This is a genomic window from Spirillospora sp. CA-108201, from assembly GCF_050936235.1.
GTDB lineage: Bacteria > Actinomycetota > Actinomycetes > Streptosporangiales > Streptosporangiaceae > Spirillospora.
Map to the genome: position 1 here is coordinate 2,454,437 of NZ_JBNJNE010000001.1, position 22,912 is coordinate 2,477,348.

Here is a 22,912-nt window from a genome sequence, read left to right on the forward strand (position 1 = left end):
CATTCCGCCTCCTCCGAACGGCTCTGCTACCGTCTGTTCTAACAAATGTTTGGTGGAAAGGTAGCGCATGGGAGTCTCCACCACGACCCTGGACGGGGTCGCCGAGATCGTCGTGGACGCGCCGCCGGTCAACGCCCTGACCGTCGCGGGCTGGTACGAGCTGGCCGACGCGGTGCTCGCGGCGGGCCGCGACCCCGGCGTCGGGGCCGTCGTGCTCCGCGCCGAGGGCCGGGGCTTCAACGCGGGCGTCGACATCAAGGAGATGCAGAGCACCGAGGGCCACGCCGCCCTCGTCGGCGCCAACCGCGGCTGCTTCGCGGCGTTCGGCGCCGTCTACGACTGCGAGGTCCCGGTCGTCGCCGCGGTGCACGGCTTCTGCCTCGGCGGCGGCGTCGGCCTCGCCGGCAACGCCGACATCGTGATCGCCTCGCGGGACGCCTACTTCGGGCTGCCCGAGGTGGACCGGGGCGCGCTCGGCGCCGCCACGCACCTGGCCCGGCTCGTCCCGCAGCACCTGATGCGCGCGATGGTCTACACGTGCCGCAACGTCACGGCCGAGGAGCTGCACCACCACGGGTCGGTGCTGGAGGTCGTCCCGGCCGGGGAACTGCGCGCCAAGGCGATGGAGGTCGCCGCGGGCATCGCCGCCAAGGACCGGTACGTGATCCGGCGCGCCAAGGAGTCGCTCAACGGCATCGACCCGGTCGACGTCAAGCGCAGCTACCGCTACGAGCAGGGGTTCACGTTCGAGCTGAACCTCGTCGGCGCGGGCGACGAGCACCGCGACGCCTTCGTCGCCAAGGGGGGCCGATGAGTTCCAAGGTGATGTCCGTCGAGGAGATCGCGGGGTCGCTGGAGAGCGGCATGACGGTCGGGGTCGGCGGCTGGGGCTCGCGGCGCAAGCCGATGGCGCTGGTGCGGGCGATCCTGCGCTCGCCCGTGACCGACCTCACCGTCGTCTCCTACGGGGGACCCGACGTGGGGCTGCTGTGCGCGGCGGGCAAGGTCCGCCGGCTCGTCACCGCGTTCGTGACGATGGACTCGATCCCGCTGGAGCCGCACTTCCGGCAGGCGCGCCAGTCCGGGGCCATCGAGCTGACCGAGTACGACGAGGGCATGTTCATGTTCGGGCTGTACGCGGCGGCGCACCGGCTGCCGTTCCTGCCCACCCCGGTCGGCCTCGGCTCCGACGTGATGAAGGTCAACCCGGAGCTGCGGACGGTCCGGTCGCCCTACGAGGACGGGAGTGAGCTCGTCGCCGTCCCCGCGCTGCGGATGGACGCGGCGCTGGTCCACATGAACCGCGCCGACGCGCGCGGCAACGCCCAGTACCTCGGCCCCGACCCGTACATGGACGACCTGTTCGCCAAGGCGGCCGACCGGACGTACGTGTCGTGCGAGCGGCTCGTCGACACCGCCGAGTTCGCCGAGGAGGGGCCGGTGCAGTCGCTGCTGATCAGCCGGTCGCAGGTGGCGGGCGTGGTGGAGACGCCGAACGGCGCGCACTTCACCGACTGCCTGCCCGACTCCGGGCGGGACGAGGCGTTCCAGAAGCTGTACGCGCAGTCGGCGGCCGATCCGGACCGGTGGTCGGCCTTCTGCGAGCGGTTCCTGTCCGGCGACGAGGCCGCCTACCAGGACGCGGTCCGGGTCTGGCGGGAGGGGGCGCGATGAGCGAGGCGACCAGGGCGGAAGTGTGCGCGGCGGCGTGCGCGGACCTGTTCCGGGGCGACGGGGAGATCGTCGCGGCGGCGGTGGCCGGGTTCGTCCCGATGCTGGGATCCCGGCTGGCGCGCGCGACGTTCGCGCCCGACCTGCTGACCACCGACGGCGGGCCGTCGCTGAGCGCCGAGCCCGTCCCGCTCGGGGCGCAGGCCGGAACGGTCGAGGGCTGGCTGCCCTTCCGCGACCACCTGTGGCTCGTGCTGAACGGGCGGCGGCACGTGGTGATGGGGCCGAGCCAGATCGACGCGCACGGCAACACCAACATCTCGTGCATCGGCGACTGGAAGCAGCCCTCGCGGCAGCTCCTCGGGGTGCGCGGCGGGCCGGGCAACACGCTGCTGAACACGACGAGCTACTGGGTGCCGAAGCACTCGGCGCGCGTGTTCACCGAGAAGGTCGACATGGTGAGCGGCGTCGGCTGGGACCGGGGCGCGCACGAGATCCGCGCCGTGGTGACCAACCTGGCCGTGCTCGACTTCGACACCCCCGAGAGGCGGATGCGGCTGCGCTCGGTCCATCCCGGAGTGCGCGTCGCGGACGTGCTCTCGGCCACCGGCTTCGAGCTCGCCGTCCCGGACGAGGTGCCCGAGACGCGGCGGCCGGACGCCGAGGAGCTGCGGATCATGCGCGAGGTCCTCGACCCGAGGGGCCTGCGCGAGCGCGAGGTCCCGGCATGAGCGAAGCGAACCGGGGGGCGCGGGAGGTCGTCCCCCCGCAAGGGACAGGCGTGAGCGGGGCGGCCGCCGGGCAGGTGCTCGACACGCCGCTGACCCGGCTGGCGGGCGTGCGGCACCCGGTCGTCCAGACGGGCATGGGGTGGGTGGCCGGGCCGCGGCTCGTCACGGCCGTGGCGAACGCGGGCGGGCTCGGCGTCCTGGCGTCGGCGACGATGACGCTCGACCAGCTCGCGGACGCGATCCACGAGGTCAAGGACCGCACGGACGCCCCGTTCGGCGTCAACCTGCGGGCCGACGCCGGGGACGCGGGCGACCGCATCGACCTGCTGATCAAGGAGGGCGTGAAGGTCGCCTCGTTCGCGCTCGCGCCGAAACGGGAGCTGATCGCCAAGCTGAAGGACGCCGGTCTCGTGGTGATCCCCTCGGTCGGCGCGCGGCGGCACGCGGAGAAGGTCGCGGGCTGGGGGGCCGACGCCGTCCTGGTGCAGGGCGGCGAGGGCGGCGGGCACACCGGCCCCGTCGCCACCACGCTGCTGCTCCCCCAGGTCGTGGACGCCGTCGACATCCCGGTGATCGCGGCCGGCGGGTTCTTCGACGGGCGCGGCCTCGCCGCCGCGCTCGCCTACGGCGCGGCGGGCGTCGCGATGGGCACCCGGTTCCTGCTGACCTCCGACAGCTCGGTGCCGGACGCGGTCAAGCAGGTCTACCTCCAGACCGGCGAGACCGTGGTGACGCGGCAGGTGGACGGCATGCCCCACCGCGTGCTGCGCAGCGGGCTGGTCGACGCGCTGGAGGGCTCCGGCCGGGTCGGCGGGCTGGTCCGGGCGCTGCGCAACGGCGCCCGGTTCAAGAAGCTGTCCGGCATGTCGTGGCGGGAGATGCTCGCCGACGGGAAGGCGATGAAGCACGGCAAGGACCTGTCGTGGTCGCAGGTGCTGATGGCCGCCAACACGCCCATGCTGCTGAAGGCCGCCATGGTGGACGGCCGCCCCGACCTCGGGGTGATGGCGTCCGGGCAGGTCGTCGGGGTGATCGACGACCTGCCGAACTGCGCCGACCTGATCGGCGCGATCGTGCGGCAGGCGGCCGACGCCATCGCCGCGCAGCAGTCGCACCTGGCGGCCCGGTAGGGGCCGCGACGGCCGGGAGGCGCCGTCACCCGCCCTCGCCGAGGCCGCGCAGCACGGCCGCCAGCCCCTCGCGGAACTCCTCGTCGGGGCCGATGCGGCGGCCGTGCCGCGCGGTCCGCGTCAGATGGGGGAACGAGTCGGCGGGCAGCCCGGCGATCACGGCGGTCCCCTCCGCCTCCAGCCCGCCCAGGTGCTCCAGCTGGATCGCGCCGACGATGTAGGCGATCAGCGCGCGGAGCGCGATCGCCGCGCGCGGGCCGGCGAAGCCCGCGTCGGCGAGGACGCCGGCGACCGTCTCGCCCCAGCGGAGCGATCCCGCCGAGTCGTGCCTGCGGGCGAGCGTCAGCGGCATGACCGCCGCGTGCGCGCGGAGCGCCTCCCGCAGCCGCAGGGCCATGGTCTCGATCCGCGCCTCCCAGGGCCCGGCGGGCGGCGGCGCGGGATCGACCTCGGCGTACACCCGGTCGACGACCAGCCCTTCCAGTTCCTCGCGGTCGCGCACGTACCGGTAGAGCGCCATGGTGCTCATCCCGAGCTCCGCGGCGACGGCGCGCATGGACAGGCCGGCGAGGCCGTCGCGGTCGATGACGGCGAGCGCGGCTCCCGCGAGCCGCCCGGTGCTGAGCGAGCGTGGTCGAGGCATGGCGCTTGACAGCGTACGGCATACGCTTACGATCGTAGGCGTACGACATGCACTCAAGGAGCGCCCATGCACCTGGCACCCGGCTCCGACGTCCCCGCGCGGGAGCTGACCCCCGTGAGCGGGCCGCCGGTCCCCGTCCCCGACCCCGGCCGCCTCGTCCACCTCCAGTTCCGCCGGTTCGCCGGCTGCCCGATCTGCAACCTGCACCTGCGCTCGATCGTGCGGCGGCACGAGGAGATCGAGGCCACCGGGATCGGGGAGGTCGTGGTCTTCCACTCCTCCGCGGAGGAACTGCGCGAGCACGTCGACGGCCTGCCGTTCCCGGTGGTCGGCGATCCGGCGAAGCGGCTGTACGCCGAGTTCGGCGTCGAGGCGGCCCGCCGCGCGCTGCTCCACCCTCGTGCGTGGCGGACGGTCGCCCGGGCCGTCGCCGGCGGCGCCTGGGACGTCCTCCGGCGGCGCGAGCGGGCCCCCAGGCTCCTCCCCGGCGGCGGCCGCCTCGGTCTGCCCGCCGACTTCCTGATCGGTTCCGACGGCAGGATCGTCGCGGCCAAGTACGGCGAGCACGCCTACGACCAGTGGACCGTCGACGAGCTGCTGGCCCTGGCCGCCGAGGCCCCGTCCCCCGGCCGGAGGGCGGCGAGGTGACCGCCGTCCGTGCCGGGAACGCCTCGTGAGGATCAGCCCCTGACCGCCAGGACGAGCTTGCCGGTGGTGGCGCCCGACTCGATGCGCTCGTGCGCCTCGACGACCCGCTCCAGGGGCAGTTCCTCGACCTGGACCCGCAGATCGCCGGACGCGGCGGCGGCGACCGCGCGGCGCAGGGCGCGCCCGGCCTCGGCCGGCGCGACGCTCGCGAACGCCGCGAGGTTGAACCCGGACACCGTCTTGTTGGCGAACCACAACTCGTTCGCCGACACGCCCACGTCGTCGGCTCCGGACGCGTTGCCCATCACGACCATCCGGCCCATCGGGGCGAGGGCGTCCAGGCTCGCGCGGCGGGCGGGTCCGCCCACCATGTCCACGACGACGTCGAACCCGCGCCCGCCGGTGAGGCCCGCGACCTCGCCCGGCAGGGCGTCGCGCAGGACGACGTCGTCGTAGCCGAACCCGCGCGCGGTCTCGATCTTGGCGGGGCCGCCGACCGTGCCGGCCACCCGGCCCGCGCCGAGCAGCCGGGCGGCCTGGCCGAGCTGGCTGCCGACGCCGCCGGCGGCCGCGTGCACCAGCACGGTCTCGCCCGGCTCGATGCGCGCGACCCGGTCCAGGACGAGGAAGGTGGTGGCGCCGTTGGACGGGACGGCGGCCGCGACGTCCAGCCCGAGGTCGAGGCCGTCCAGCGGCGCGACGAGGTCGGCGGAGGTGACCGCGACCTCGGCGTAGCCGCCGCTGTCCACGATCGTCAACGCGGCGACGGGCTGGCCCCGGCGCAGCCCCTCGACGCCCGGCCCGACCGCCCGGACGCGCCCGGACACCTCGATGCCGGGGACGAACGGCAGCGGCACGTCCACGACGCCCCGCCGGTACAGCACCTCGGCGAAGTTCGCGCCCGCGTACGCGACGTCGATGGAGACCTGCCCGGGTCCGGGCTCGGGGACCTCCACCTCGGCCTGGCGCAGCACGTCCGCGCCGCCGAACTCGGGGATCGTGACGGCCCGCATCAGTAACGCCCCCCGACGGGCGCGGGGACGCCGTCCAGCTCGGCGAGGTCGGCCGCGGTGAGGTCCAGGGCGGCGGCGCCTGCGTTGTCGCGCAGGTACTTGCGCTTCTTGGTGCCGGGGATCGGGATGACGTGCTCGCCCTGCGCCAGCGTCCAGGCGATGGCGACCTGGGCCGGCGTGGCGCCGTGCCTCGCGGCGACCGCCTTCACCACGTCGACGATGCGCTGATTGGCCTTCAGGGCGTCCTCCTGGAAGCGCGGGTTGCCGCCGCGGAAGTCGGTGTCCTCGAAGTCGGACGTGGTGACCGTCCCGGTGAGGAAGCCGCGGCCGAGCGGCGAGAACGGCACGAACGCCGCGCCGTTGGCGGCGCACCAGCCGACCACGTCGCCCGGCCCCTCCCCCGTCCCGGCGGTGTCGCCCGGCATCGTGCCGGACATCCCCCCGGGCACGCCGAGGGCGTCGCGGGTCCACAGCGACAGCTCCGACTGGACGGCGGCGACCGGGTGGATCGCGTGCGCCTCGGCCGCCTGGGCGACGTTGACCTCCGAGAGGCCCAGCCTGCGGACCTTGCCCTCGGCGACCAGCTCGGCCATCGCGCCCCACGTGTCGGCGAAGGGCACCTCCGGGTCGACCCGGTGCAGGTAGTACAGGTCGATCGCGTCGGTGCCGAGGCGGCGCAGGCTGTCCTCGGCGGACGCCTTGACGTGCTCCGGCGTCCCGTTCCGGACGAGGTCGCGGGCGACCGGCGACTCCACGACCAGGCCCGTCTTGGTGGCGACGACCGCCTCGTCCCGGCGTCCCGCCAGCGCCCGCCCGACGAGGGCCTCGTTGTGGCCGTCGCCGTAGGGCTGCGCGGTGTCCAGGAACGTCACGCCGAGGTCGAGCGCCTCCCTGATCAGCGCCACCGAGGCATCGTCGTCGCGTTCCGACTCGGTGTAGGCCCAGCTCATGCCCATGCAACCGAGCCCGACGGCGCCCACCCGCGTCCCGGCGAAGTCCCGCGTCCTCATGATGTCTCCTTCGTCGCTCATGAGGACGATCATGCTGGACGGGCCGGAAGGTAAACAGACTCGGCTCATCCCGGGTGTGGCACCACCACCCTGGACGGCGAGCCGGGTCAGCCGGCGGCGGCCAGGCCCCGGCGCGCCATCAGCCGTTCGAGGCGCTCCCGGGTGCCGGTGCCGGGGCGCGGGTTGTGCAGCACCAGGTGGTGGCCCGGACGGTCGGCGAGCGGCAGCAGCGTGCCCTCGAAGACCAGCTCCCCCGCGTCCGGGTGCCTGATGCCCTTGACCGCCTGGCCGGCTTCGCTCACCTCGTGGCGGGGCCACAGCTCGGCGAACTCCGGGCTGACCGCCAGCAGGTCCTCGATGATCCGGTCGAAACCGGGGTCGTCGGGGTAGCGGGCGGCGTCGGCGCGGAACCGCGCCACGACATCGGGCGCCGCGGCGGCCCAGTGGATGTTCATCGACCGGTACCGGACGTTCGTGAAGTAGGTGACCAGGCAGTTGTGGTCGGTGTCGCCGTACCCGAAGACCTCGCGGGCCGCGTCGTTGATCGCGACGAAGTTCCAGTGCCGGTCGCGGACGTAGGCGGGGCGCGGCGACCAGGCGTCCAGCACCCGCCGCAGCTCGGGCGTGATCGGCACCGCGGGGCCCGCCTCCGCGCGCGGCGGGTTCAGCCCGGCGAGCAGGTACAGGTGCTCGCGCTCGGCGCGGTCCAGCCGCAGCGCCCGGGCGATCGCGTCGAGGACGTCCCCGGACACCTTGATGTCGCGGCCCTGCTCCAGCCACGTGTACCAGGACACGCCGACCCCCGCGAGGACGGCGACCTCCTCGCGGCGCAGGCCCGGCGTCCGGCGCCGGCCCCCGTCGGGCATGCCGACGTCGGCGGGGGCGAGGCGGGCGCGGCGGGTGCGCAGGAAGTCGCGCAGTTCCTCCCTGCGTCGGCCGGGTGCTGCGGCGGGCGTCTGGCTGGCCATGCGGCCACGATATCCGCCCGCCCCAGGACCCGCGTGGCCGCGGAGGGGCCCCGCGGGTCCTGGAGCGGCGGTCAGGCGACCGCGCCCGCCGAGCGCAGCGCCGCGATGGCGGCGTCGTCGCGTCCCAGCTCGCGCAGCACGGCGTCGGTGTGCTCGCCGAGCGCCGGGACGGGGTCCATGCGCGGCTCGGCGCCGGCGAACGTGATCGGCGGGAGCAGCGCCCGGATGCCGCCGACCGGGGAGCCCACCTCCCGCCACCGGTCCCGCTCGGCGAGCTGCGGGTGGGCGACGAGGCCGTGCCCGTCGTTCAGGGACGCGTTCGGCACGCCCGCCTCGTCGAGCCTCCGCAGCAGTTCCTCCCGTCCCATCCGGGACGTGACGCCGGCGACGAGCGCGTCCACCTTCTCCCGGTTCCTCACCCGTGCGGCGTTCGTCGCGTACTCCGGGTCGGCCACGAGGTCGTGCCGCTCCAGGACGCCGGCGGCCAGGGCCGCCCAGCCGCGGTCGTTCTGGACGCCGATCACCACGTCGGCGCCGTCGGCCGTCGGGTAGGCGTCGTAGGGGGCGATCACGGGATGGCTCAGCCGCGTGCGCGGCGGCGGGGACCCGGTGTAGAGCGTCGTGTACATCGCCTGCCCCATCCACTCGGCGACCGCGTCGAACATCGTGATCTCCAGCGAGGCGCCCTCCCCGGTGGCGCCGCGCCGCACGAGCGCGGCGAGCGTCCCGGAGAAGGCGTACATCCCGGCCGCGATGTCGGCCAGCGGCGAGCCCGCCTTCACGGGCGTCTCGGGCGTGCCGGTGACCGAGATCAGTCCCGCCTCGGCCTGGACGAGCATGTCGTAGGCGCGCTTGTCCCGGTACGGCCCGCGCGTCCCGTAGCCCGACATCTCGACCACGATCAGCCGGGGGTCGCGGGCCCGCAGCCCGTCGGCGCCGAACCCGAGCCGGGCGGCCGCGCCGGGCGCCAGGTTCTGCAGGAAGACGTCGGCGCGCGCGACCAGGTCGGCGAGGACGGCCCGGCCCTCGTCCCGCTTGAGGTCGAGCGCGACCGACTCCTTCGACCGGTTGAGCCACGCGAAGTGCGTGCCGAGGCCGCCGCGCACGCCCGTGTCGTACGCGCGGGCGAAGTCGCCGCCGTCCACGCGCTCCACCTTGATCACGCGGGCGCCCTGGTCGGCCAGCTGGCGCGTCGCGAACGGCGCCGCGACCGCCTGCTCCAGCGCGACGACGGTGATCCCCTCCAGCGGCAGCCGGGCGCCCGCCGCGCTCACCGCTCCTCCAGCAGCCGGCGACCGATGATCATCTTCTGGATGTCGGCGGTGCCCTCGCCGATCAGGAGCATCGGGGCCTCCCGGTACAGGCGCTCGATCTCGTACTCCCGCGAGTAGGCGTAGCCGCCGTGGATGCGGAACGCGTCCTCCACGACCTCCTTGCAGTACTCGCTGGCCAGGTACTTGGCCATCCCGGCCTCCAGGTCGTTGCGCTCGCCGGAGTCCTTGCGGCGCGCCGCCATCACCATCATCTGGTGCGCCGCCTCGACCTTGGTCGCCATCTCGGCCAGGCGGAACAGGACGGCCTGGTGCTCGGCGATCGGCTTTCCGAACGTCTCGCGCTGCCGCGCGTAGGCCAGGGCCAGCTCGTAGGCGCGGCGGGCCACGCCGCAGCCGCGCGCCGCCACGTTCACACGGCCGACCTCGACCCCGTCCATCATCTGGTAGAAGCCGCGTCCGGGCGCCCCGCCCAGGACCTGCGCGGACGGGATCCGGTAGGAGTCGAAGAGCAGCTCGGTGGTGTCGACGCCCTTGTACCCCATCTTGTCGATCTTGCCGGGCACGGTGAGGCCGGGCGCGACCTCGCCGAACCCCGGGTCCTTGCCGACCAGGAGCGTCGTCATGCCGCGGTGGCCCGCGGCGGGGTCGGTCCTGACCAGCGTCGCGACCAGGTTGGCCGAGCCGCCGTTGGTCAGCCACATCTTCTGGCCGTCGACGACGTAGTCGTCCCCGTCCGGGACGGCCCGGGTCGTGATGGCCGAGACGTCCGACCCGCAGCCCGGCTCCGACATCGAGAACGCGCCGCGGATCTCGCCGGTCGCCATCCTCGGCAGGTAGCGCGCCTTCTGCTCGGCGGTGCCGTGCTGGGCGATCATCCAGGCGACGATGAAGTGGGTGTTGACGATCCCCGACACGCTCATCCAGCCGCGCGACAGCTCCTCCACCACCAGCGCGTAGGTCAGCAGCGACGCCCCCAGCCCGCCGTGCTCCTCGGCGATCGTGAGGCCGAAGAGCCCGAGCTCCCTCATCCCGTCCACGATCGCCTGCGGGTAGGCGTCGGCGTGCTCCAGCTCGGTCGCGACCGGGAGGATCTCCCTCTCGACGAACGCCCGGACGGTAGCGATGATCTCTCGTTGCTCGTCCGTCAGCCCGTGGGTCTGCTGCAGCCTGCTCACGTCGTCCTCCCTAGCGGCCCTCGAAGCGCGGCGGCCGGCGCTCGGCGAACGCGGCCCGGCCCTCGGCGAAGTCGGCACTGCCGAACAGGGCGGTCTGCTCCTCCAATTCGGCCTCCAGCAGGCGGTCCAGACTCTGGCCGGTCCGGGCGAGGAGCCGCTTGGCGGCGGCGACCGCCAGCGGGGCGAGTGCGGCGGCCTCCTCGGCGCGTTCCAGGGCGGCGTCCAAGGCCGTGCCGGACGGGACGACGGAGTCGGCGAGCCCGATCTCGTAGGCGCGGGGTGCGGGCACGGTCTGGCCGAACACCAGCATCTGCTTGGCGCGGCCCACGCCGACGCGCTGCGGGAGCGTCCAGAGCAGCCCGCCGTCGGCGACGAGGCCGACCTTGCCGAACCCGGCGACGAAACGGGCGTCCTCCGCGGCGACCACGTGGTCGCACACGGCGGCGAGGGACACGCCGAGCCCGGCGGCGGCGCCCTCGACCGCCGCGACGAACGGCGTCCCGCAGGTCGCGATGAGCCTGACGGTCGCGTGCAGGGGGTCGAGCCGGGCCCGGACGGCGTCCGGGCCGGCGCCCTCCATCGAGCGGACGTCGCCGCCCGCCGAGAACGTCCCCGCCGCGCCGGTCAGCACGACGGCCCGGACGCCCGGGTCGTCCGCGGCGCGCCGCACCTCCTCCGCGAGCCGCTCGCGCGTCGGGATGTCGATCGCGTTGCGGGCCTCGGGCCGGTTCAGCGTCAGCACCCGCGTGGCGCCGTGGTCGGCGGCGGTGACCACGGGGCCGCGCGCCGGTGCGGAGTCCCGGTCGTCCATCAACCCTCCTGAAAATTTTTTATACGATAGGTGAGCCCTGAAGCAGGGGGAAGAGAGCCCGGGGCCGTCAGCCGGGTTGCTCGTTCCAGAAGCCCTGCGCCTCCAGGTGCACCACGAGCAGGGCCCCCGCGTGCCGGATGTGGGCGCGCATCGCCTGCCGCGCGGCGTCGCCGTCCCCGGCCCGCAGCGCGGCGAGGACGAGATGGTGGTCGTCGACCGACGCCTGCGTCCAGCCGTCGATGCTGGAGTAGAAGCGGCGCGGAGCGTAGCGCACCACGAGCTGCAGCAGCCAGGACGTCTTGGGCGACCCCGCGCACAGGTTGATGATCCGGTGGAACTGGTGGTTGGCGCGCTCGATGGCGGCGGAGTCGCGTGTCCTGGACGCCTCCTCCAGGAGCGCCTGCGTCTGGTCGAGCGACTCCAGCTCCGCCCCGGTGATCCTCCCGGCGGCGCGGGAGGCCAGCTCGCCGGCGAAGTACGCCTGCGCCTCGAACAGGTCCTGGACGTCCTGCCGGGTCAGCGGCGCCGGCATGAACCCGCGCCGCGGCTCCAGCGTGACGAAGCCCTCGCCGCGCAGCGACAGCAGGGCCTCCCGCACGGGGGTGACGCTGATCCCGAGATCCTCGGCGACGCGCTCCAGCCGGAGGAACTCCCCATGCCTGACCTGGCCCGACATGATGAGTTCGCGGACGTAGGCGGCCACCTCGTCGCTCAACTGGCGGCGCCTGCCGAGGGCCCGGTCACCGGAAAGTGCCACTCTCATCGTCTCCCGTGCGCCTGGTGGGGGTTCACAGCCGGTATTTTCCTATCAAATATATGAAACACGAAGCGGGAGGAGAGCGGAGCCGTGTTCACGCTCAGCGACGAGGAGCGCGCCATCGTCGAGGTCGTCGCGGACTTCGTCGACAGGGAGGTCCTCCCGGTCGCCCGCGACCTGGAGCACGCGGGCACCTATCCCGCCCACCTCATCGACCGGATGAAGCGACTCGGCGTCTTCGGGCTCGCCGTGCCCGAACCGTACGGCGACGCCCGCGTCTCCAAGGCCTGCTACGCGCTCGTCACCGAGGAGCTGGCGCGCGGCTGGATGACGCTCGCGGGCGCGTTCGGCGGGCACACGGTCGTGTCCCACCTGCTCGCCGTCTACGGCACCGAGGAGCAGAAGGCCCGGTACCTGCCCCGGATGGCGACCGGCGAGCTGCGCGCCACGATGGCGCTCACCGAGCCGTCCGGCGGCTCGGACCTGCAGGCCATGGGCACCACCGCGCGCAGGGACGGCGACCGGTACCGCGTCGACGGCGCCAAGATGTGGATCACCAACGCGCGCACGTCCGGGCTCATCGCGCTGCTGTGCAAGACCGACCCCGCCGCGTCGCCCCGGCACCGGGGGATCAGCATCCTGCTGGCCGAGAAGGGCCCCGGCCTGACCGTCTCCGGCGACCTGCCGAAGCTCGGCTACAAGGGCGTCGAGAGCTGCGAGCTGTCCTTCGAGGGCTACGAGGCGCCGCTCGACTCCGTGCTCGGCGGCGAGGAGGGGCGCGGCTTCGCCCAGATGATGCGCGGCCTCGAGGTCGGCCGCATCCAGGTCGCGGCGCGCGCCCTCGGCGTCGGGCGCGCCGCCCTGGAGGACTCCCTGCGCTACGCCCAGCAGCGCGAGGCCTTCGGCAAGCCGATCTGGCGGCACCAGTCCATCGGCAACTACCTCGCCGACATGGCCACCCAGCTGCGCGCGGCGCGGCTGCTCACCCTCGACGCCGCCGAGCGCCTGGACGCGGGAGAGCGCTGCGACATGGAGGCCGGCATGGCCAAGCTGTACGCCTCCGAGGCGGCGATGCAGATCGCGCTCAACGCGGTCCGCATCCACGGCGCGGCCGGCTACTCCACCGAGTTCGACGTCGAGCGCTACTTCCGGGACGCCCCGCTGATGATCGTCGGCGAGGGGACCAACGAGATCCAGCGCAACGTGATCGTCCGGCAGCTCGTCGAGCGGCACCGGATCTAGGGCGGCGCCGGATCTAGAGCGGGACCGGGTCTACGGCGCCGCCGCCGGGTCCTCGCCCGCGCGGATCCAGTCGAACGTGCGCTCCACGGCGCGCTTCCAGTTGTCGTACTCGGCGGCCCTCCGCGCGGGCTCCATCGCCGGGACCCAGCGGGCGGCGCGGTGCCAGTTGCGGCGCAGCCCCTCCAGCCCGGTCCAGTAGCCGACCGCGAGGCCGGCGGCGTAGGCGGCGCCGAGCGACACCGTCTCCACCACCATCGGGCGGGCCACCGGCACGTTCAGCACGTCGGCGACCATCTGCATGACCAGGTTGTCGGACGTCATGCCGCCGTCGGCCTTCAGCTCCCTCAGCGAGAGGCCGGAGTCGGCGTTCATCGCGTCCACGACCTCGCGGGTCTGCCAGGCCGTCGCCTCCAGCACGGCCCGCGCCAGGTGCCCCTTGGTGATGTAGGAGGTCAGCCCGACGATGATGCCCCGGGCCTCGCTGCGCCAGTGCGGGGCGAACAGCCCGGAGAACGCCGGGACGATGTAGCAGCCGCCGTTGTCGTCGACGGTCCGGGCCACGGTCTCGATCTCCGGCGCCGTGGTGATCAGCCCGAGGCCGTCCCGGAGCCACTGGACCAGCGCCCCGGTGATCGCTATGGAGCCCTCCAGCGCGTACACGGCGGGCTCGTCACCGATCTTGTAGCCGACGGTGGTGAGCAGCCCGTTGTCCGACCTCACCGGCGTGGTGCCGGTGTTCATCAGCAGGAACGCGCCCGTCCCGTAGGTGCACTTGGTCTCGCCCGGGGAGAAGCACGCCTGCCCGAACAGCGCGGCCTGCTGGTCGCCGAGGGCGGCGCCGACGCGCACGCCGGGGAACACGCGGCGGGCCGTCCCGTAGGTCTCGGTGGACGACCGGATCTCCGGCAGCATCGCCGTCGGCACCCCGAAGAAGTCGAGCAGGCCGTCGTCCCAGCTGAGCGTGCGCAGGTCCATCAGCAGCGTGCGGCTGGCGTTGGTCACGTCGGTGACGTGCACGCCGCCGTCGACGCCGCCGCTGAGGTTCCAGATCAGCCAGCTCTCCATCGTGCCGAACAGGACCTCGCCCCGCTCGGCGCGCTCCCGCAGGCCGGGCGTGTGGTCCAGCATCCAGCGGACGCGCGGGGCCGAGAAGTAGGTGGCCAGCGGCAGCCCGCTGCGCTCGGTGACCACCGCGGCGCCGGGAGCGCGGGCCAGCTCGTCCACGAGCGGGCCGGTCCGCATGTCCTGCCAGACGATGGCCCGGCCGATCGGGACGCCGGTCAGCCGGTCCCACAGGACGGTCGTCTCCCGCTGGTTCGCGATCCCGACCGCCGCGACCTGGCCGGGCGTCGCGCCCGCCTGGGCGAGCGCCTCCGGGGCGATGCGCTCCAGGTTGCGCCAGATCTCCATCGGGTCGTGCTCGACCCAGCCGGGCCTCGGGAAGTACTGCCGGTGCTCGCGCTGCGCCACCGACACCAGCCGGCCGCCGTGGTCGAACAGGATGCACCGGGTGGACGTGGTGCCCTGGTCGATCGACATCACGTACCGTTCGGTCACGGCCGGACTCCTCCCCCCGGACGCGCCCGCCCGCACCGCCCCGGCGCCGGCGCGGGCGGCGGGGCGTCACCAGCGCGAGCCGCCGAGGTCCCGGGAGACGGCGCGGGCGGCGTCGCGCACGTAGGCCACCAGCCTCGGGTCGGGGACGCGGCGCGAGTCGCAGATCCGCTCGACCGCGCCGGAGATGCCGATGGCCCCGACCACGAGCCCCCCGTGCCCGCGGATCGGGGCGGCGATCCCGGCCTCGCCGATGGACAGCTCCTCGGTCTCGGCGGCCCAGCCGCTCTCCCGGACGCGGGTGGCGGCCCGTGCGAGCTCCCTGGGGTCGGTGATGGTGCGCCGGCAGTAGGACTCCAGGACGGTGTCGCGGATGGACGCGGCCGCGTTGGCGTCGTGCGCGAGCAGCGCCTTGCCGAGCGCGGTCGCGTGCAGGGGCAGCAGCGACCCGACGTCCATGGCCTGGAGCGTGTCGTCCGGGCGGAACACGTGGTGGACGACCAGGACCTTCCCGTCCAGCAGCGTCCCGATCCGGACGGCCTCGCCGCTGCGCGAGGCGAGCGCGTCGGCCCAGTTGATGGCGCGGGAGCGCAGCTCGTTGACGTCCAGGTAGCTGGTGCCGAGGTGCAGCAGCGCGGCGCCGAGCTGGTACTTGCCGGTGCCGCGGTCCTGCTCGACGAAGCCGACGCGCTCCAGGGTGCGCAGGATGCCGTGCGCGGTGCCCCGGGCGAGGCCCAGCGAACTGGCGACCTCGCCGACCCCGAGGCGGCCGGAACCGGCCGCCAGTAGCCGCAGGATCGCGGCCGCCCGCTCGATCGACTGCACAGGTCCGGGCATGGAGCCGATGGTAGGTCGCCCGGCAGGGTGCCGACAATGTCGGCAGCCGCCGTAATCGACGTCCGATGCGCCCCGAGCTGCCCGGATTCTGCGATCTGGTGCACAGGGTGGAGGGTAACCGCCGCCGGGCTACGACGAAAGTGTTCGACATTGTCGGCAGGCTCCCGTTGTCAGAACGTTCGTCCCGGCTTACGTTCCAGCCAGCCTCACGGGGCTCGCGTCCACCCCACCTGCCGAGGAGCGACCATGGCGGAACGCACCCGAATCCCCGCGCTGGCCGGTGAACTCGCCGCCGAGTTCGCCGGCACACTGATCCTCATCCTGTTCGGCGTCGGCGTCGTCGCGCAGGTCGCCGGAGCCGAGATCGGCGACCACGACAGCATCGCCTGGGCCTGGGGCCTCGGCGTCACGCTCGGCGTGTACGTCGCGGCCAGGATCAGCGGCGCCCACCTCAACCCCGCCGTCACCGTCGCGCTGGCCGCGTTCAGGGAGTTCGCCTGGCGCAAGACGGCGCCCTACATCGCCGCGCAGACCGCGGGGGCGTTCGTCGCCGCACTGATCGTCCGCTGGAACTACAGCGAGGTGCTGGCCAAGGTCGATCCCGGCCACACCATCAAGACCCAGGGCGTGTTCTCCACCCTGCCGGGCAACGGCACGCTCCCGGTCGGCACCTGGGGCGCGTTCCGCGACCAGGTGATCGGCACCGCCATCCTGCTCTTCGTGATCAAAGCGCTCACCGACGTGCGCAACTCCCCGCCGCTCGCCAACCTCGCCCCGTTCATGATCGGTCTGCTGGTCGTCGGGATCGGCATGGCATGGGGCACCGACGCCGGCTACGCGATCAACCCGGCCCGCGACTTCGGGCCGCGGCTCGCCTCGTTCCTGACCGGATACGGCAGCGCGTGGCGCGACCAGAACGGCGATCTCTACTTCTGGGTGCCGATCATCGGCCCGCTCGTCGGCGGCGTGCTCGGCGTCGGTCTCTACAAGGCGCTGATCGGACGGTTCCTGCCGCCCGCCGAGGACGACCCGCAGGCGCTCACCGAGCCCGAGCCCGAGTACGAGAAGGCGTGAAGCGCCCCGTCCCGCCCGCCACGACCCCAGGAGAACCCGCGCATGGCTGACTTCGTCGGGGCCCTCGACCAGGGCACGACCAGCACCCGATTCATGATCTTCGACCACGGCGGCAACGAGATCGCCCGCCACCAGCTCGAACACGAGCAGATCCTGCCCCGGGCCGGCTGGGTCGAGCACGATCCCACCGAGATCTGGGAGCGGACGCGCTCGGTCATCCAGTCCGCCCTGAACAAGGCGAACCTGTCCCACGGCGACCTGGCCGCGTTCGGGATCACCAACCAGCGCGAGACGACCGTGGTGTGGAACCGGCGCACCGGGCGCCCCTACTACAACGCGATCGTCTGGCAGGACACCCGCACCGACCGCATCGCCGCGGCCCTGGAGCGGGACGGAAAGGGCGACCTCATCCGGCGCAAGGCCGGCCTCCCCCCGGCCACCTACTTCTCCGGCGGCAAGATCCAGTGGATCCTGGAGAACGTCGACGGCGTCCGCGAGGCCGCCGAGAACGGCGAGGCGATCTTCGGCACGACCGACGCGTGGGTGCTGTGGAACCTCACCGGCGGGACGGACGGCGGCGTGCACGTCACCGACCCGACCAACGCCAGCCGCACCATGCTCATGGACCTGGAGACCCTCGCCTGGGACGACGAACTGCTCGCCCTGTTCGGGATCCCGCGCTCCATGCTGCCGGAGATCAAACCGTCCTCCGCGCCCGACGCCTACGGGGTCACCCGCGCGGACGGCCCCCTCGGCGGCGAGGTTCCGCTGACGGCCGCGCTCGGCGACCAGCAGGCCGCGACGGTGGGCCAGGTGTGCTTCTCGCCCGGCGAGGCCAAGAACACCTACGGCACCGGCAACTTCCTCCTGCTCAACACGGGTGAGGAACTCGTCCGCTCGAAGAGCGGGCTGCTGACGACCGTCTGCTACCAGTTCGGATCCGAGAAGCCGGTGTACGCGCTGGAGGGTTCGATCGCGGTGACGGGGTCGGCGGTGCAATGGCTGCGCGACCAGCTCGGCGTCATCTCCGGCGCGGCGCAGAGCGAGGCCCTGGCCCGCCAGGTCGACGACAACGGCGGCGTCTACTTCGTCCCGGCCTTCTCCGGCCTGTTCGCCCCCTACTGGCGATCCGACGCCCGCGGCGCCATCGTCGGCCTGTCCCGCTACAACACCAACGCCCACCTGGCCCGCGCCACCCTGGAATCCATCTGCTACCAGTCCCGCGACGTCGTCGAAGCCATGCGCGAGGACTCCGGCGTCTCCCTGGACGTCCTCAAGGTCGACGGCGGCGTCACCGCCAACGAACTGTGCATGCAACTGCAGGCCGACATCCTCGGCGTCCCGGTCTCCCGGCCCGTCGTCGCCGAGACCACCGCCCTGGGCGCCGCCTACGCCGCCGGCCTCGCCGTCGGATTCTGGAACACCACCGACGAACTCCGCCAGAACTGGAACGAAGACAAACGCTGGCAGCCCACCTGGAACAACGACCAACGCCAACACGGCTACGCAGGCTGGAAGAAGGCCGTCGACCGGACGCTCGACTGGGTCGATCTCGGGGACTGAGCGGCGCCCTCCCTTCGCCGGGTCGCGGCGGGCCGTTCGCCCGGAGGTCCTCCGGGCGACGGGTCGCCGCAACCCGGCCGCACGACACTGGTTCTGACCTCTCTTCGGGAGCATGCGGTGACATCTGTAGCCCTCGGCCCGCGCTACCGCGAGGACACCCTGCGCGACCTGGCGGAGACCGAGTTCGACGTCGTGGTCGTCGGCGGCGGCATCGTCGGCGCCGGCGCGGCGCTCGACGCGATCTCGCGGGGGCTGTCGGTCGCCCTCGTGGAGGCGCGGGACTGGGCGGCCGGCACGTCCAGCCGGTCCAGCAAGCTGATCCACGGCGGGCTGCGCTACCTCGAACAGCGCGACTTCGGGCTGGTCAGGGAGGCGCTGCGCGAGCGCGGGCTGCTCCTGGAGCGGCTCGCGCCGCACCTGGTGCGCCCCGTCCGGTTCCTCTACCCGCTGCGCGGCCGGGTCTGGGAGCGGGCGTACGTCAGCGCCGGCGTGACCCTGTACGACACGATGGGCGGCGCGCGGTCGCTGCCCCGGCACCGCCAGCTCACGCGGCGGGCCGCGCTGCGGGAGGCCCCCGCCCTGCGGTCGGACGCGCTGGTCGGCGCCGTCCAGTACTACGACGCGCAGGTCGACGACGCCCGCTACACGATGATGGTCGCCCGCACCGCCGCGCAGTACGGAGCGAGGGTGGCGACCCGCGCCGAGGTGACGGGGTTCCTGCGCGAGGGCGAGCGGGTGACCGGCGTCCGCGTCCTGGACCTGGAGGGCGACCGGGAGATCGCCGTGCGGGCCCGGAGCGTGGTGTGCGCGACCGGCGTGTGGACGGACGGCGCGCAGGCGATGACCGGGTCCCGGGCCGCGTTCGGCGTCCGGGCGTCCAAGGGGGTCCACCTGGTCGTGCCGCGCGACCGGATCCCGATGGCGGGCACCGGTCTGATCACCCGGACCTCCAGGAGCGTCCTGTTCATCATCCCGTGGGGCCGGCACTGGCTCGTCGGCACCACCGACACCCCGCACGCCGACGGCCCCGACGAGCCGGTCGCCGACCACACCGACATCGGCTACCTCCTCGACCAGGCGAACGCCGTCCTGCGCACGCCGCTCACCCACGACGACATCGAGGGCGTCTACGCGGGGCTGCGGCCGCTGCTGTCCGCCGAGGTGGACGACACGACGCGGCTGTCGCGCGAGCACGCCGTCGCCGAGCCGGTGCCCGGCCTCGTCGTCGTGACCGGCGGGAAGTTCACCACCTACCGCGTGATGGCGCGGGACGCGGTCGACATGGCCGCCGAGGGCCTGGACGACTCCGTCCCCGCGTCGGTCACGGGCCGTCTTCCGATCATCGGCGCCACCGGGTACGAGGTGCTCTGGAACGAGCGCCGCCGGCTCGCCGCCGAGTCCGGCCTGCACGTCGCGCGGATCGAGCACCTCCTGCACCGGTACGGGTCGTGCGCCCGGGAGGTGCTGGCCATGGTCGCGGACGACCCGGCGCTCGGCGCCCCCGTCCCCGGGGCCGCGGACTACCTGTGCGCCGAGGCCGTCTACGCGGTGACGCACGAGGGCGCGCTGCACCTGGAGGACGTCCTGTCGCGGCGGCTGCGCGTCTCGATCGAGGAGTGGGACGGCGGCGTGGCCGCGGCGTCCCGCGTCGCCGAACTCGTCGCGCCCCGGCTGGGCTGGGACGCCGAGCAGGTCAGCGGCGAGGTGAAGCGCTACGTGCTGCGGGTCGCGGCCGAGCGCCGCGGCGGCCCGGCCGTCGAGGAGGCGCCCGTCACCGCCGCCTGAAGGCGATCAGCGCCTACGCGAAGGCGGCGGTCATCGCCGTGGCGTCGCCCGGGACGTGGATCGAGAGGGTGCCGTCCGGGGACCCGGCCGCCACGAACGGCTGCCGCGCGTACACGGGCCTGCGTGCGCGGAACGACAGTTCGCGCACCTTCAGGCCCGCCCGGCGCGGAAGCTCCAGGAGGAGGATCGCGAGCAGCGGGCCGTGCACGACCAGCCCGGCGTGCCCCTCCACCTCGGTCGCGTACGCCTCGTCGTAGTGGATGCGATGGGCGTTGTAGGTGAGAGCGCTGAACCGGAACAGCATGACCGGATCGGCGACGGTCCTCAGCGTCCACGGCGCGTTCACGTCCGGCGCCTCGTACGCCACACGCTCCGGACGGGACGCCGTGCCGCCGCTGCGGTAGACGAGGTCCTGCTCCTCGACCGCGATCTCGGCGCCGTCCCGCACGAAGGTGTGCCGGACGGTCACGAACAGCATCTCCCCGCTGCGCCCCTGCTTCACCGTGGTGGAGGCGAGCTCCGTCCGGCGCGTGACGGCGTCACCGGCGCGCAGGGGCTCGTGGATACGGAACCGGCCGCCGGCGAACATCCGGCGCCGCTCGGGGAGCGGCGGGAGGAAGCGCCCCTCGCGCGGATGCCCGTCCGGCCCCAGCTCGCGCCGCGCCGGCCGTTCCAGGAAGTGCAGCCAGTGCCAGAGGGGCGGCAGCTCCTCCCCCGGCGGCTGGACGTCGAGCATCGCGGCCAGCGCCGCCGACGGCCCGGCGCCGACGGCCTCGGTCGTCTCCTGCGGTTCCGGGGCCCACCCCGCGATGTCGATCACGGCCCCATCGTCGCAGGCGCTACGCGAACGCGTTCACCCCGGTCAGCTCCGCCGACAGCTCCCACAGCCGCGCGGCCTGCCCCGGGTCGGTCGCGTAGGAGCACACCCCGCTGGAGGGCGCGTCGATACGGCCGCGCCGCTCGGGCTCGCCGCCCGGGACCTGCTCGGCGATGTCGCAGTCCTCGCAGTACAGGCCGCCCATGCCGGCCAGCCGCGGGGACGTGGCCGCCCACACGGCCGTCGCCGCGCCCTGCTCCGGCGTCTTGAACCCCTGGGCGACGTCGTTCCCGTCCTCGTCGATCCAGCCGTTCGCCACCTTCTCCTCCAGGGGGATGTGGCGCTGGAGGGGCGTCAGGATGGCTCCCGGATGGAGCGAGAAGGCCCGCACCGCGTCCTTGGCGAGCGCGTCCAGGTGGACGGCGAACAGCACGTTGGCCGTCTTCGCCTGCCCGTACGCCTCCCACTTGTCGTAGCCGCGCTCGAACTGCGGGTCGTCCCATCGGATGGAGGAGAAGTGGTGCCCGCGCGAGGAGACCGCGACGACCCGGGCCCCCGGCCTGATCGCCGGCCACAGGCGGTTCACCAGCGCGAAGTGGCCGAGGTGGTTGGTGGCGAACTGCGCCTCCCAGCCGGGCCCGACCCGCGTCTCCGGGCAGGCCATGACCCCCGCGTTGTTGATCATGAAGTCGATGCCGCGCCCGGACGCGAGGTAGCGCTCCGCGAACCCGCGCACGCTGTCCAGGTCGGCCAGGTCCAGCTCGTCGACCTCGACTCCGTCGATGCCGCCGACGGCCTCCTTCGCCGCCTCCGGCCGCCGCGCCGGCACCACCACCCGCGCCCCCGCTCCCGCCAGCGCCCGCGTCGTCTCCAGACCGAGCCCCGAGTAGCCGCCGGTGACGACGGCGAGCCTGCCCGAGAGGTCGATGCCCGCGAGGACGTCCCCGGCCGTGCTCTCGAAGCCGAATCCCGATCCGATCGTGTGCTGTGGAGTGGTCATGCCCCGAACGCTATGGGCTGGAGCGCGCTCCAGGTCAATCCGGCTACGGGATGAGCGGGCAGTGGGTGCCCCGGTAGACCGTCGGGACGCAGCGGTTGCAGTGCACGCACAGGGACGGCGTGGACGGGTCGGCGGCGATCCGGTTCACGAGGTCGGGTTCGCGGAGGAGGGCGCGGGCCATGGCGACGAACTCGAAGCCCTCCGCCATCGCGGTGTCCATGCTCGCGCGGTCGGTGATGCCGCCCAGCAGGATCAGGGGCAGGTCGAGCTCGGCGCGGAACCTGCGGGCGTGCTCCAGCAGATAGGCGTCCTGGTAGGGGTAGGTGCGCAGGAACCGCTTGCCGAACATGCGCAGGCCGATCCGCATGGGCAGCTTGTAGCTGGCCGCGAACTCGGGGATGGGCATCTCACCGCGGAACAGGTACATCGGGTTGAGCAGCGAGCTGCCGGCGGTCAGCTCCAGCGCGTCGACGGTGCCCTCCTCCTGGAGGCCGCGGGCGACGTGGAGGCTGTCGTCGATCTCCAGGCCGCCGCGCACGCCGTCGCGCATGTTGAGCTTGGCGGTGATCGCGATGCGGTCGCCGACCTCGTCCCGGACGGCGCGGGCGATGCCGAGCGCGACCTTGGCCCGGTTCTCGATCGGCCCGCCGTAGCCGTCCTCGCGGCGGTTGAGGCGGGGACTGAGGAACGAGCTGGCCAGGTAGTTGTGGCCGAGGTGGATCTCGACGGCGTCGAAGCCGGACTCGACCGCCAGCCGCGCGGCCTCGGCGTGGGCGCGGACGACGCGCTCGATGTCCTCCGCCTTGGCGACCTTGGTGAAGGCCATGCCGAGCGGGTTGAAGAACCGCCCGGCCGAGACGGCGGGGACCCCGTTGGAGCTGGCGTCGGCGACCGGGCCGGCGTGCCCGAGCTGCGCGGACGCCGCGGCGCCCTCCGCGTGCACGGCGTCGGTGAGGCGCCGCAGCCCGGGGACGGCCTCCGGCCGCATCCAGATCTGCCGCCGCTCGGTCCGCCCCTCGGGCGCGACCGCGCAGTAGGCGACGGTGGTCATCCCCACTCCCCCGGCGGCGGGACGCCGGTGGTACTCGATCAGGTCGTCGGTCACCAGCGCGTCGGGCGTCATCCCCTCGGACGTCGCCGCCTTGATCACGCGGTTCCGCAGCGTCAGCGGCCCGAGCCGCGCCGTTTCGAAGACCTCCACGGTCCTCC

At 73.6% G+C, this 22,912-nt stretch carries 22 protein-coding genes; 9 read left to right on the forward strand and 13 right to left on the reverse strand.

The window, feature by feature from the left end; all coding sequences use genetic code 11:
* The first annotated feature begins 67 nt into the window (after nt 1-67).
* Genes ACQEU6_RS11975 through ACQEU6_RS11990 form a run of 4 tightly spaced genes read left to right on the forward strand, consistent with a single transcriptional unit; the run spans nt 68 to nt 3,532 of the window.
* Nucleotides 68-814, forward strand: coding sequence for an enoyl-CoA hydratase family protein (locus ACQEU6_RS11975; protein WP_499331466.1), 747 nt, complete (start codon nt 68-70; stop codon nt 812-814).
* Entirely contained in the window at nt 811-1,674 is an 864-nt protein-coding gene (locus ACQEU6_RS11980) for a CoA transferase subunit A (protein WP_499331467.1), read from the forward strand. Before ACQEU6_RS11975 ends, ACQEU6_RS11980 begins: the two co-directional genes overlap by 4 nt.
* Nucleotides 1,671-2,402 carry a CoA-transferase subunit beta gene (locus ACQEU6_RS11985; protein ID WP_499331468.1) on the forward strand — a complete coding sequence of 244 codons (732 nt, stop codon included), beginning with the start codon at nt 1,671-1,673 and terminating at the stop codon, nt 2,400-2,402. The genes ACQEU6_RS11980 and ACQEU6_RS11985 overlap by 4 nt, the downstream gene beginning before the upstream one ends.
* The gene (locus ACQEU6_RS11990; RefSeq protein WP_499331470.1) at nt 2,399-3,532 is read left to right on the forward strand and encodes an NAD(P)H-dependent flavin oxidoreductase; all 1,134 of its coding nucleotides are present in this window, start codon (nt 2,399-2,401) and stop codon (nt 3,530-3,532) included. The genes ACQEU6_RS11985 and ACQEU6_RS11990 overlap by 4 nt, the downstream gene beginning before the upstream one ends.
* A gap of 25 nt (nt 3,533-3,557) precedes the next feature.
* Here ACQEU6_RS11990 and ACQEU6_RS11995 read toward each other — a convergent pair whose 3' ends face one another.
* Nucleotides 3,558-4,175: a TetR/AcrR family transcriptional regulator gene (locus tag ACQEU6_RS11995; protein WP_499331471.1), complete on the reverse strand. Its 618-nt coding sequence runs from the start codon at nt 4,173-4,175 to the stop codon at nt 3,558-3,560.
* A gap of 66 nt (nt 4,176-4,241) precedes the next feature.
* Here ACQEU6_RS11995 and ACQEU6_RS12000 point away from each other — a divergent pair, with 66 nt between their 5' ends.
* Nucleotides 4,242-4,823 carry an AhpC/TSA family protein gene (locus tag ACQEU6_RS12000; RefSeq protein WP_499331473.1) on the forward strand — a complete coding sequence of 194 codons (582 nt, stop codon included), beginning with the start codon at nt 4,242-4,244 and terminating at the stop codon, nt 4,821-4,823.
* 32 nt (nt 4,824-4,855) lie between these two features.
* Here ACQEU6_RS12000 and ACQEU6_RS12005 read toward each other — a convergent pair whose 3' ends face one another.
* From ACQEU6_RS12005 to ACQEU6_RS12035, 7 genes are all read right to left on the reverse strand, one after another.
* Entirely contained in the window at nt 4,856-5,836 is a 981-nt protein-coding gene (locus ACQEU6_RS12005) for a quinone oxidoreductase family protein (protein WP_499331474.1), read from the reverse strand.
* Nucleotides 5,836-6,846, reverse strand: a complete 1,011-nt coding sequence (locus ACQEU6_RS12010) for an aldo/keto reductase (RefSeq protein ID WP_499340153.1) — start codon at nt 6,844-6,846, stop codon at nt 5,836-5,838. Before ACQEU6_RS12010 ends, ACQEU6_RS12005 begins: the two co-directional genes overlap by 1 nt.
* A 107-nt stretch (nt 6,847-6,953) precedes the next feature.
* Nucleotides 6,954-7,814 carry a helix-turn-helix transcriptional regulator gene (locus tag ACQEU6_RS12015; RefSeq protein ID WP_499331475.1) on the reverse strand — a complete coding sequence of 287 codons (861 nt, stop codon included), beginning with the start codon at nt 7,812-7,814 and terminating at the stop codon, nt 6,954-6,956.
* A 71-nt stretch (nt 7,815-7,885) separates the two neighbouring features.
* Nucleotides 7,886-9,088: a CaiB/BaiF CoA transferase family protein gene (locus ACQEU6_RS12020; protein ID WP_499331477.1), complete on the reverse strand. Its 1,203-nt coding sequence runs from the start codon at nt 9,086-9,088 to the stop codon at nt 7,886-7,888.
* Complete coding sequence (locus tag ACQEU6_RS12025) at nt 9,085-10,263, reverse strand: acyl-CoA dehydrogenase family protein (protein ID WP_499331478.1); 1,179 nt, start codon at nt 10,261-10,263, stop codon at nt 9,085-9,087. Before ACQEU6_RS12025 ends, ACQEU6_RS12020 begins: the two co-directional genes overlap by 4 nt.
* 10 nt (nt 10,264-10,273) lie before the next feature.
* On the reverse strand, nt 10,274-11,074 hold the full coding sequence (locus ACQEU6_RS12030) for an enoyl-CoA hydratase/isomerase family protein (RefSeq protein ID WP_499331480.1): 801 nt from the start codon (nt 11,072-11,074) through the stop codon (nt 10,274-10,276).
* A gap of 67 nt (nt 11,075-11,141) precedes the next feature.
* Complete coding sequence (locus tag ACQEU6_RS12035; protein ID WP_499331482.1) at nt 11,142-11,837, reverse strand: GntR family transcriptional regulator; 696 nt, start codon at nt 11,835-11,837, stop codon at nt 11,142-11,144.
* A gap of 84 nt (nt 11,838-11,921) precedes the next feature.
* On the opposite strand from ACQEU6_RS12035, the gene ACQEU6_RS12040 reads away from it, so the two are divergent.
* Entirely contained in the window at nt 11,922-13,073 is a 1,152-nt protein-coding gene (locus ACQEU6_RS12040; protein WP_499331483.1) for an acyl-CoA dehydrogenase family protein, read from the forward strand.
* A 30-nt stretch (nt 13,074-13,103) separates the two neighbouring features.
* Here the strand turns inward: ACQEU6_RS12040 and glpK (ACQEU6_RS12045) are convergent, their stop codons facing one another.
* The gene (glpK, locus tag ACQEU6_RS12045; RefSeq protein WP_499331484.1) at nt 13,104-14,630 is read right to left on the reverse strand and encodes a glycerol kinase GlpK; all 1,527 of its coding nucleotides are present in this window, start codon (nt 14,628-14,630) and stop codon (nt 13,104-13,106) included.
* A gap of 66 nt (nt 14,631-14,696) precedes the next feature.
* Nucleotides 14,697-15,464 (reverse strand): IclR family transcriptional regulator, encoded by a 768-nt coding sequence (locus tag ACQEU6_RS12050; RefSeq protein WP_499331486.1) that lies wholly within the window; start codon nt 15,462-15,464, stop codon nt 14,697-14,699.
* A gap of 246 nt (nt 15,465-15,710) precedes the next feature.
* Between ACQEU6_RS12050 and ACQEU6_RS12055 the strand changes: the two genes are divergently transcribed.
* From ACQEU6_RS12055 to ACQEU6_RS12065, 3 genes are all read left to right on the forward strand, one after another.
* Nucleotides 15,711-16,538: an MIP/aquaporin family protein gene (locus ACQEU6_RS12055; protein ID WP_499331487.1), complete on the forward strand. Its 828-nt coding sequence runs from the start codon at nt 15,711-15,713 to the stop codon at nt 16,536-16,538.
* Between the two features lie 42 nt (nt 16,539-16,580).
* The gene (gene glpK, locus ACQEU6_RS12060) at nt 16,581-18,101 is read left to right on the forward strand and encodes a glycerol kinase GlpK (RefSeq protein ID WP_499331489.1); all 1,521 of its coding nucleotides are present in this window, start codon (nt 16,581-16,583) and stop codon (nt 18,099-18,101) included.
* A 117-nt stretch (nt 18,102-18,218) separates the two neighbouring features.
* Nucleotides 18,219-19,886 (forward strand): glycerol-3-phosphate dehydrogenase/oxidase, encoded by a 1,668-nt coding sequence (locus ACQEU6_RS12065; RefSeq protein WP_499331491.1) that lies wholly within the window; start codon nt 18,219-18,221, stop codon nt 19,884-19,886.
* A gap of 13 nt (nt 19,887-19,899) precedes the next feature.
* Here ACQEU6_RS12065 and ACQEU6_RS12070 read toward each other — a convergent pair whose 3' ends face one another.
* The 3 genes from ACQEU6_RS12070 to ACQEU6_RS12080 are packed head-to-tail and all read right to left on the reverse strand — an operon-like array spanning nt 19,900 to nt 22,904.
* Complete coding sequence (locus ACQEU6_RS12070) at nt 19,900-20,706, reverse strand: HTD2 family dehydratase (protein WP_499331492.1); 807 nt, start codon at nt 20,704-20,706, stop codon at nt 19,900-19,902.
* Nucleotides 20,707-20,725: 19 nt separating this feature from the next.
* On the reverse strand, nt 20,726-21,703 hold the full coding sequence (locus ACQEU6_RS12075; protein ID WP_499331494.1) for an SDR family NAD(P)-dependent oxidoreductase: 978 nt from the start codon (nt 21,701-21,703) through the stop codon (nt 20,726-20,728).
* 43 nt (nt 21,704-21,746) lie between these two features.
* Nucleotides 21,747-22,904, reverse strand: coding sequence for an NADH:flavin oxidoreductase (locus ACQEU6_RS12080; protein ID WP_499331496.1), 1,158 nt, complete (start codon nt 22,902-22,904; stop codon nt 21,747-21,749).
* Nucleotides 22,905-22,912 lie beyond the last annotated feature (8 nt).

Bases quoted from the DNA above. Each gene is read 5' to 3' on its own strand.
- ACQEU6_RS12055 (WP_499331487.1), top strand. From the start codon at position 15,711: ATGGCGGAACGCACCCGAATCCCCGCGCTGGCCGGTGAACTCGCCGCC.
- glpK (WP_499331489.1), top strand. From the start codon at position 16,581: ATGGCTGACTTCGTCGGGGCCCTCGACCAGGGCACGACCAGCACCCGA.
- ACQEU6_RS11995 (WP_499331471.1), bottom strand. From the start codon at position 4,175: ATGCCTCGACCACGCTCGCTCAGCACCGGGCGGCTCGCGGGAGCCGCG.
- ACQEU6_RS11990 (WP_499331470.1), top strand. From the start codon at position 2,399: ATGAGCGAAGCGAACCGGGGGGCGCGGGAGGTCGTCCCCCCGCAAGGG.
- ACQEU6_RS11975 (WP_499331466.1), top strand. From the start codon at position 68: ATGGGAGTCTCCACCACGACCCTGGACGGGGTCGCCGAGATCGTCGTG.
- ACQEU6_RS12035 (WP_499331482.1), bottom strand. From the start codon at position 11,837: ATGAGAGTGGCACTTTCCGGTGACCGGGCCCTCGGCAGGCGCCGCCAG.
- ACQEU6_RS12075 (WP_499331494.1), bottom strand. From the start codon at position 21,703: ATGACCACTCCACAGCACACGATCGGATCGGGATTCGGCTTCGAGAGC.
- ACQEU6_RS12015 (WP_499331475.1), bottom strand. From the start codon at position 7,814: ATGGCCAGCCAGACGCCCGCCGCAGCACCCGGCCGACGCAGGGAGGAA.
- ACQEU6_RS12000 (WP_499331473.1), top strand. From the start codon at position 4,242: ATGCACCTGGCACCCGGCTCCGACGTCCCCGCGCGGGAGCTGACCCCC.
- ACQEU6_RS12005 (WP_499331474.1), bottom strand. From the start codon at position 5,836: ATGCGGGCCGTCACGATCCCCGAGTTCGGCGGCGCGGACGTGCTGCGC.
- ACQEU6_RS12030 (WP_499331480.1), bottom strand. From the start codon at position 11,074: ATGGACGACCGGGACTCCGCACCGGCGCGCGGCCCCGTGGTCACCGCC.
- ACQEU6_RS11985 (WP_499331468.1), top strand. From the start codon at position 1,671: ATGAGCGAGGCGACCAGGGCGGAAGTGTGCGCGGCGGCGTGCGCGGAC.
- ACQEU6_RS11980 (WP_499331467.1), top strand. From the start codon at position 811: ATGAGTTCCAAGGTGATGTCCGTCGAGGAGATCGCGGGGTCGCTGGAG.
- ACQEU6_RS12050 (WP_499331486.1), bottom strand. From the start codon at position 15,464: ATGCCCGGACCTGTGCAGTCGATCGAGCGGGCGGCCGCGATCCTGCGG.
- ACQEU6_RS12010 (WP_499340153.1), bottom strand. From the start codon at position 6,846: ATGAGGACGCGGGACTTCGCCGGGACGCGGGTGGGCGCCGTCGGGCTC.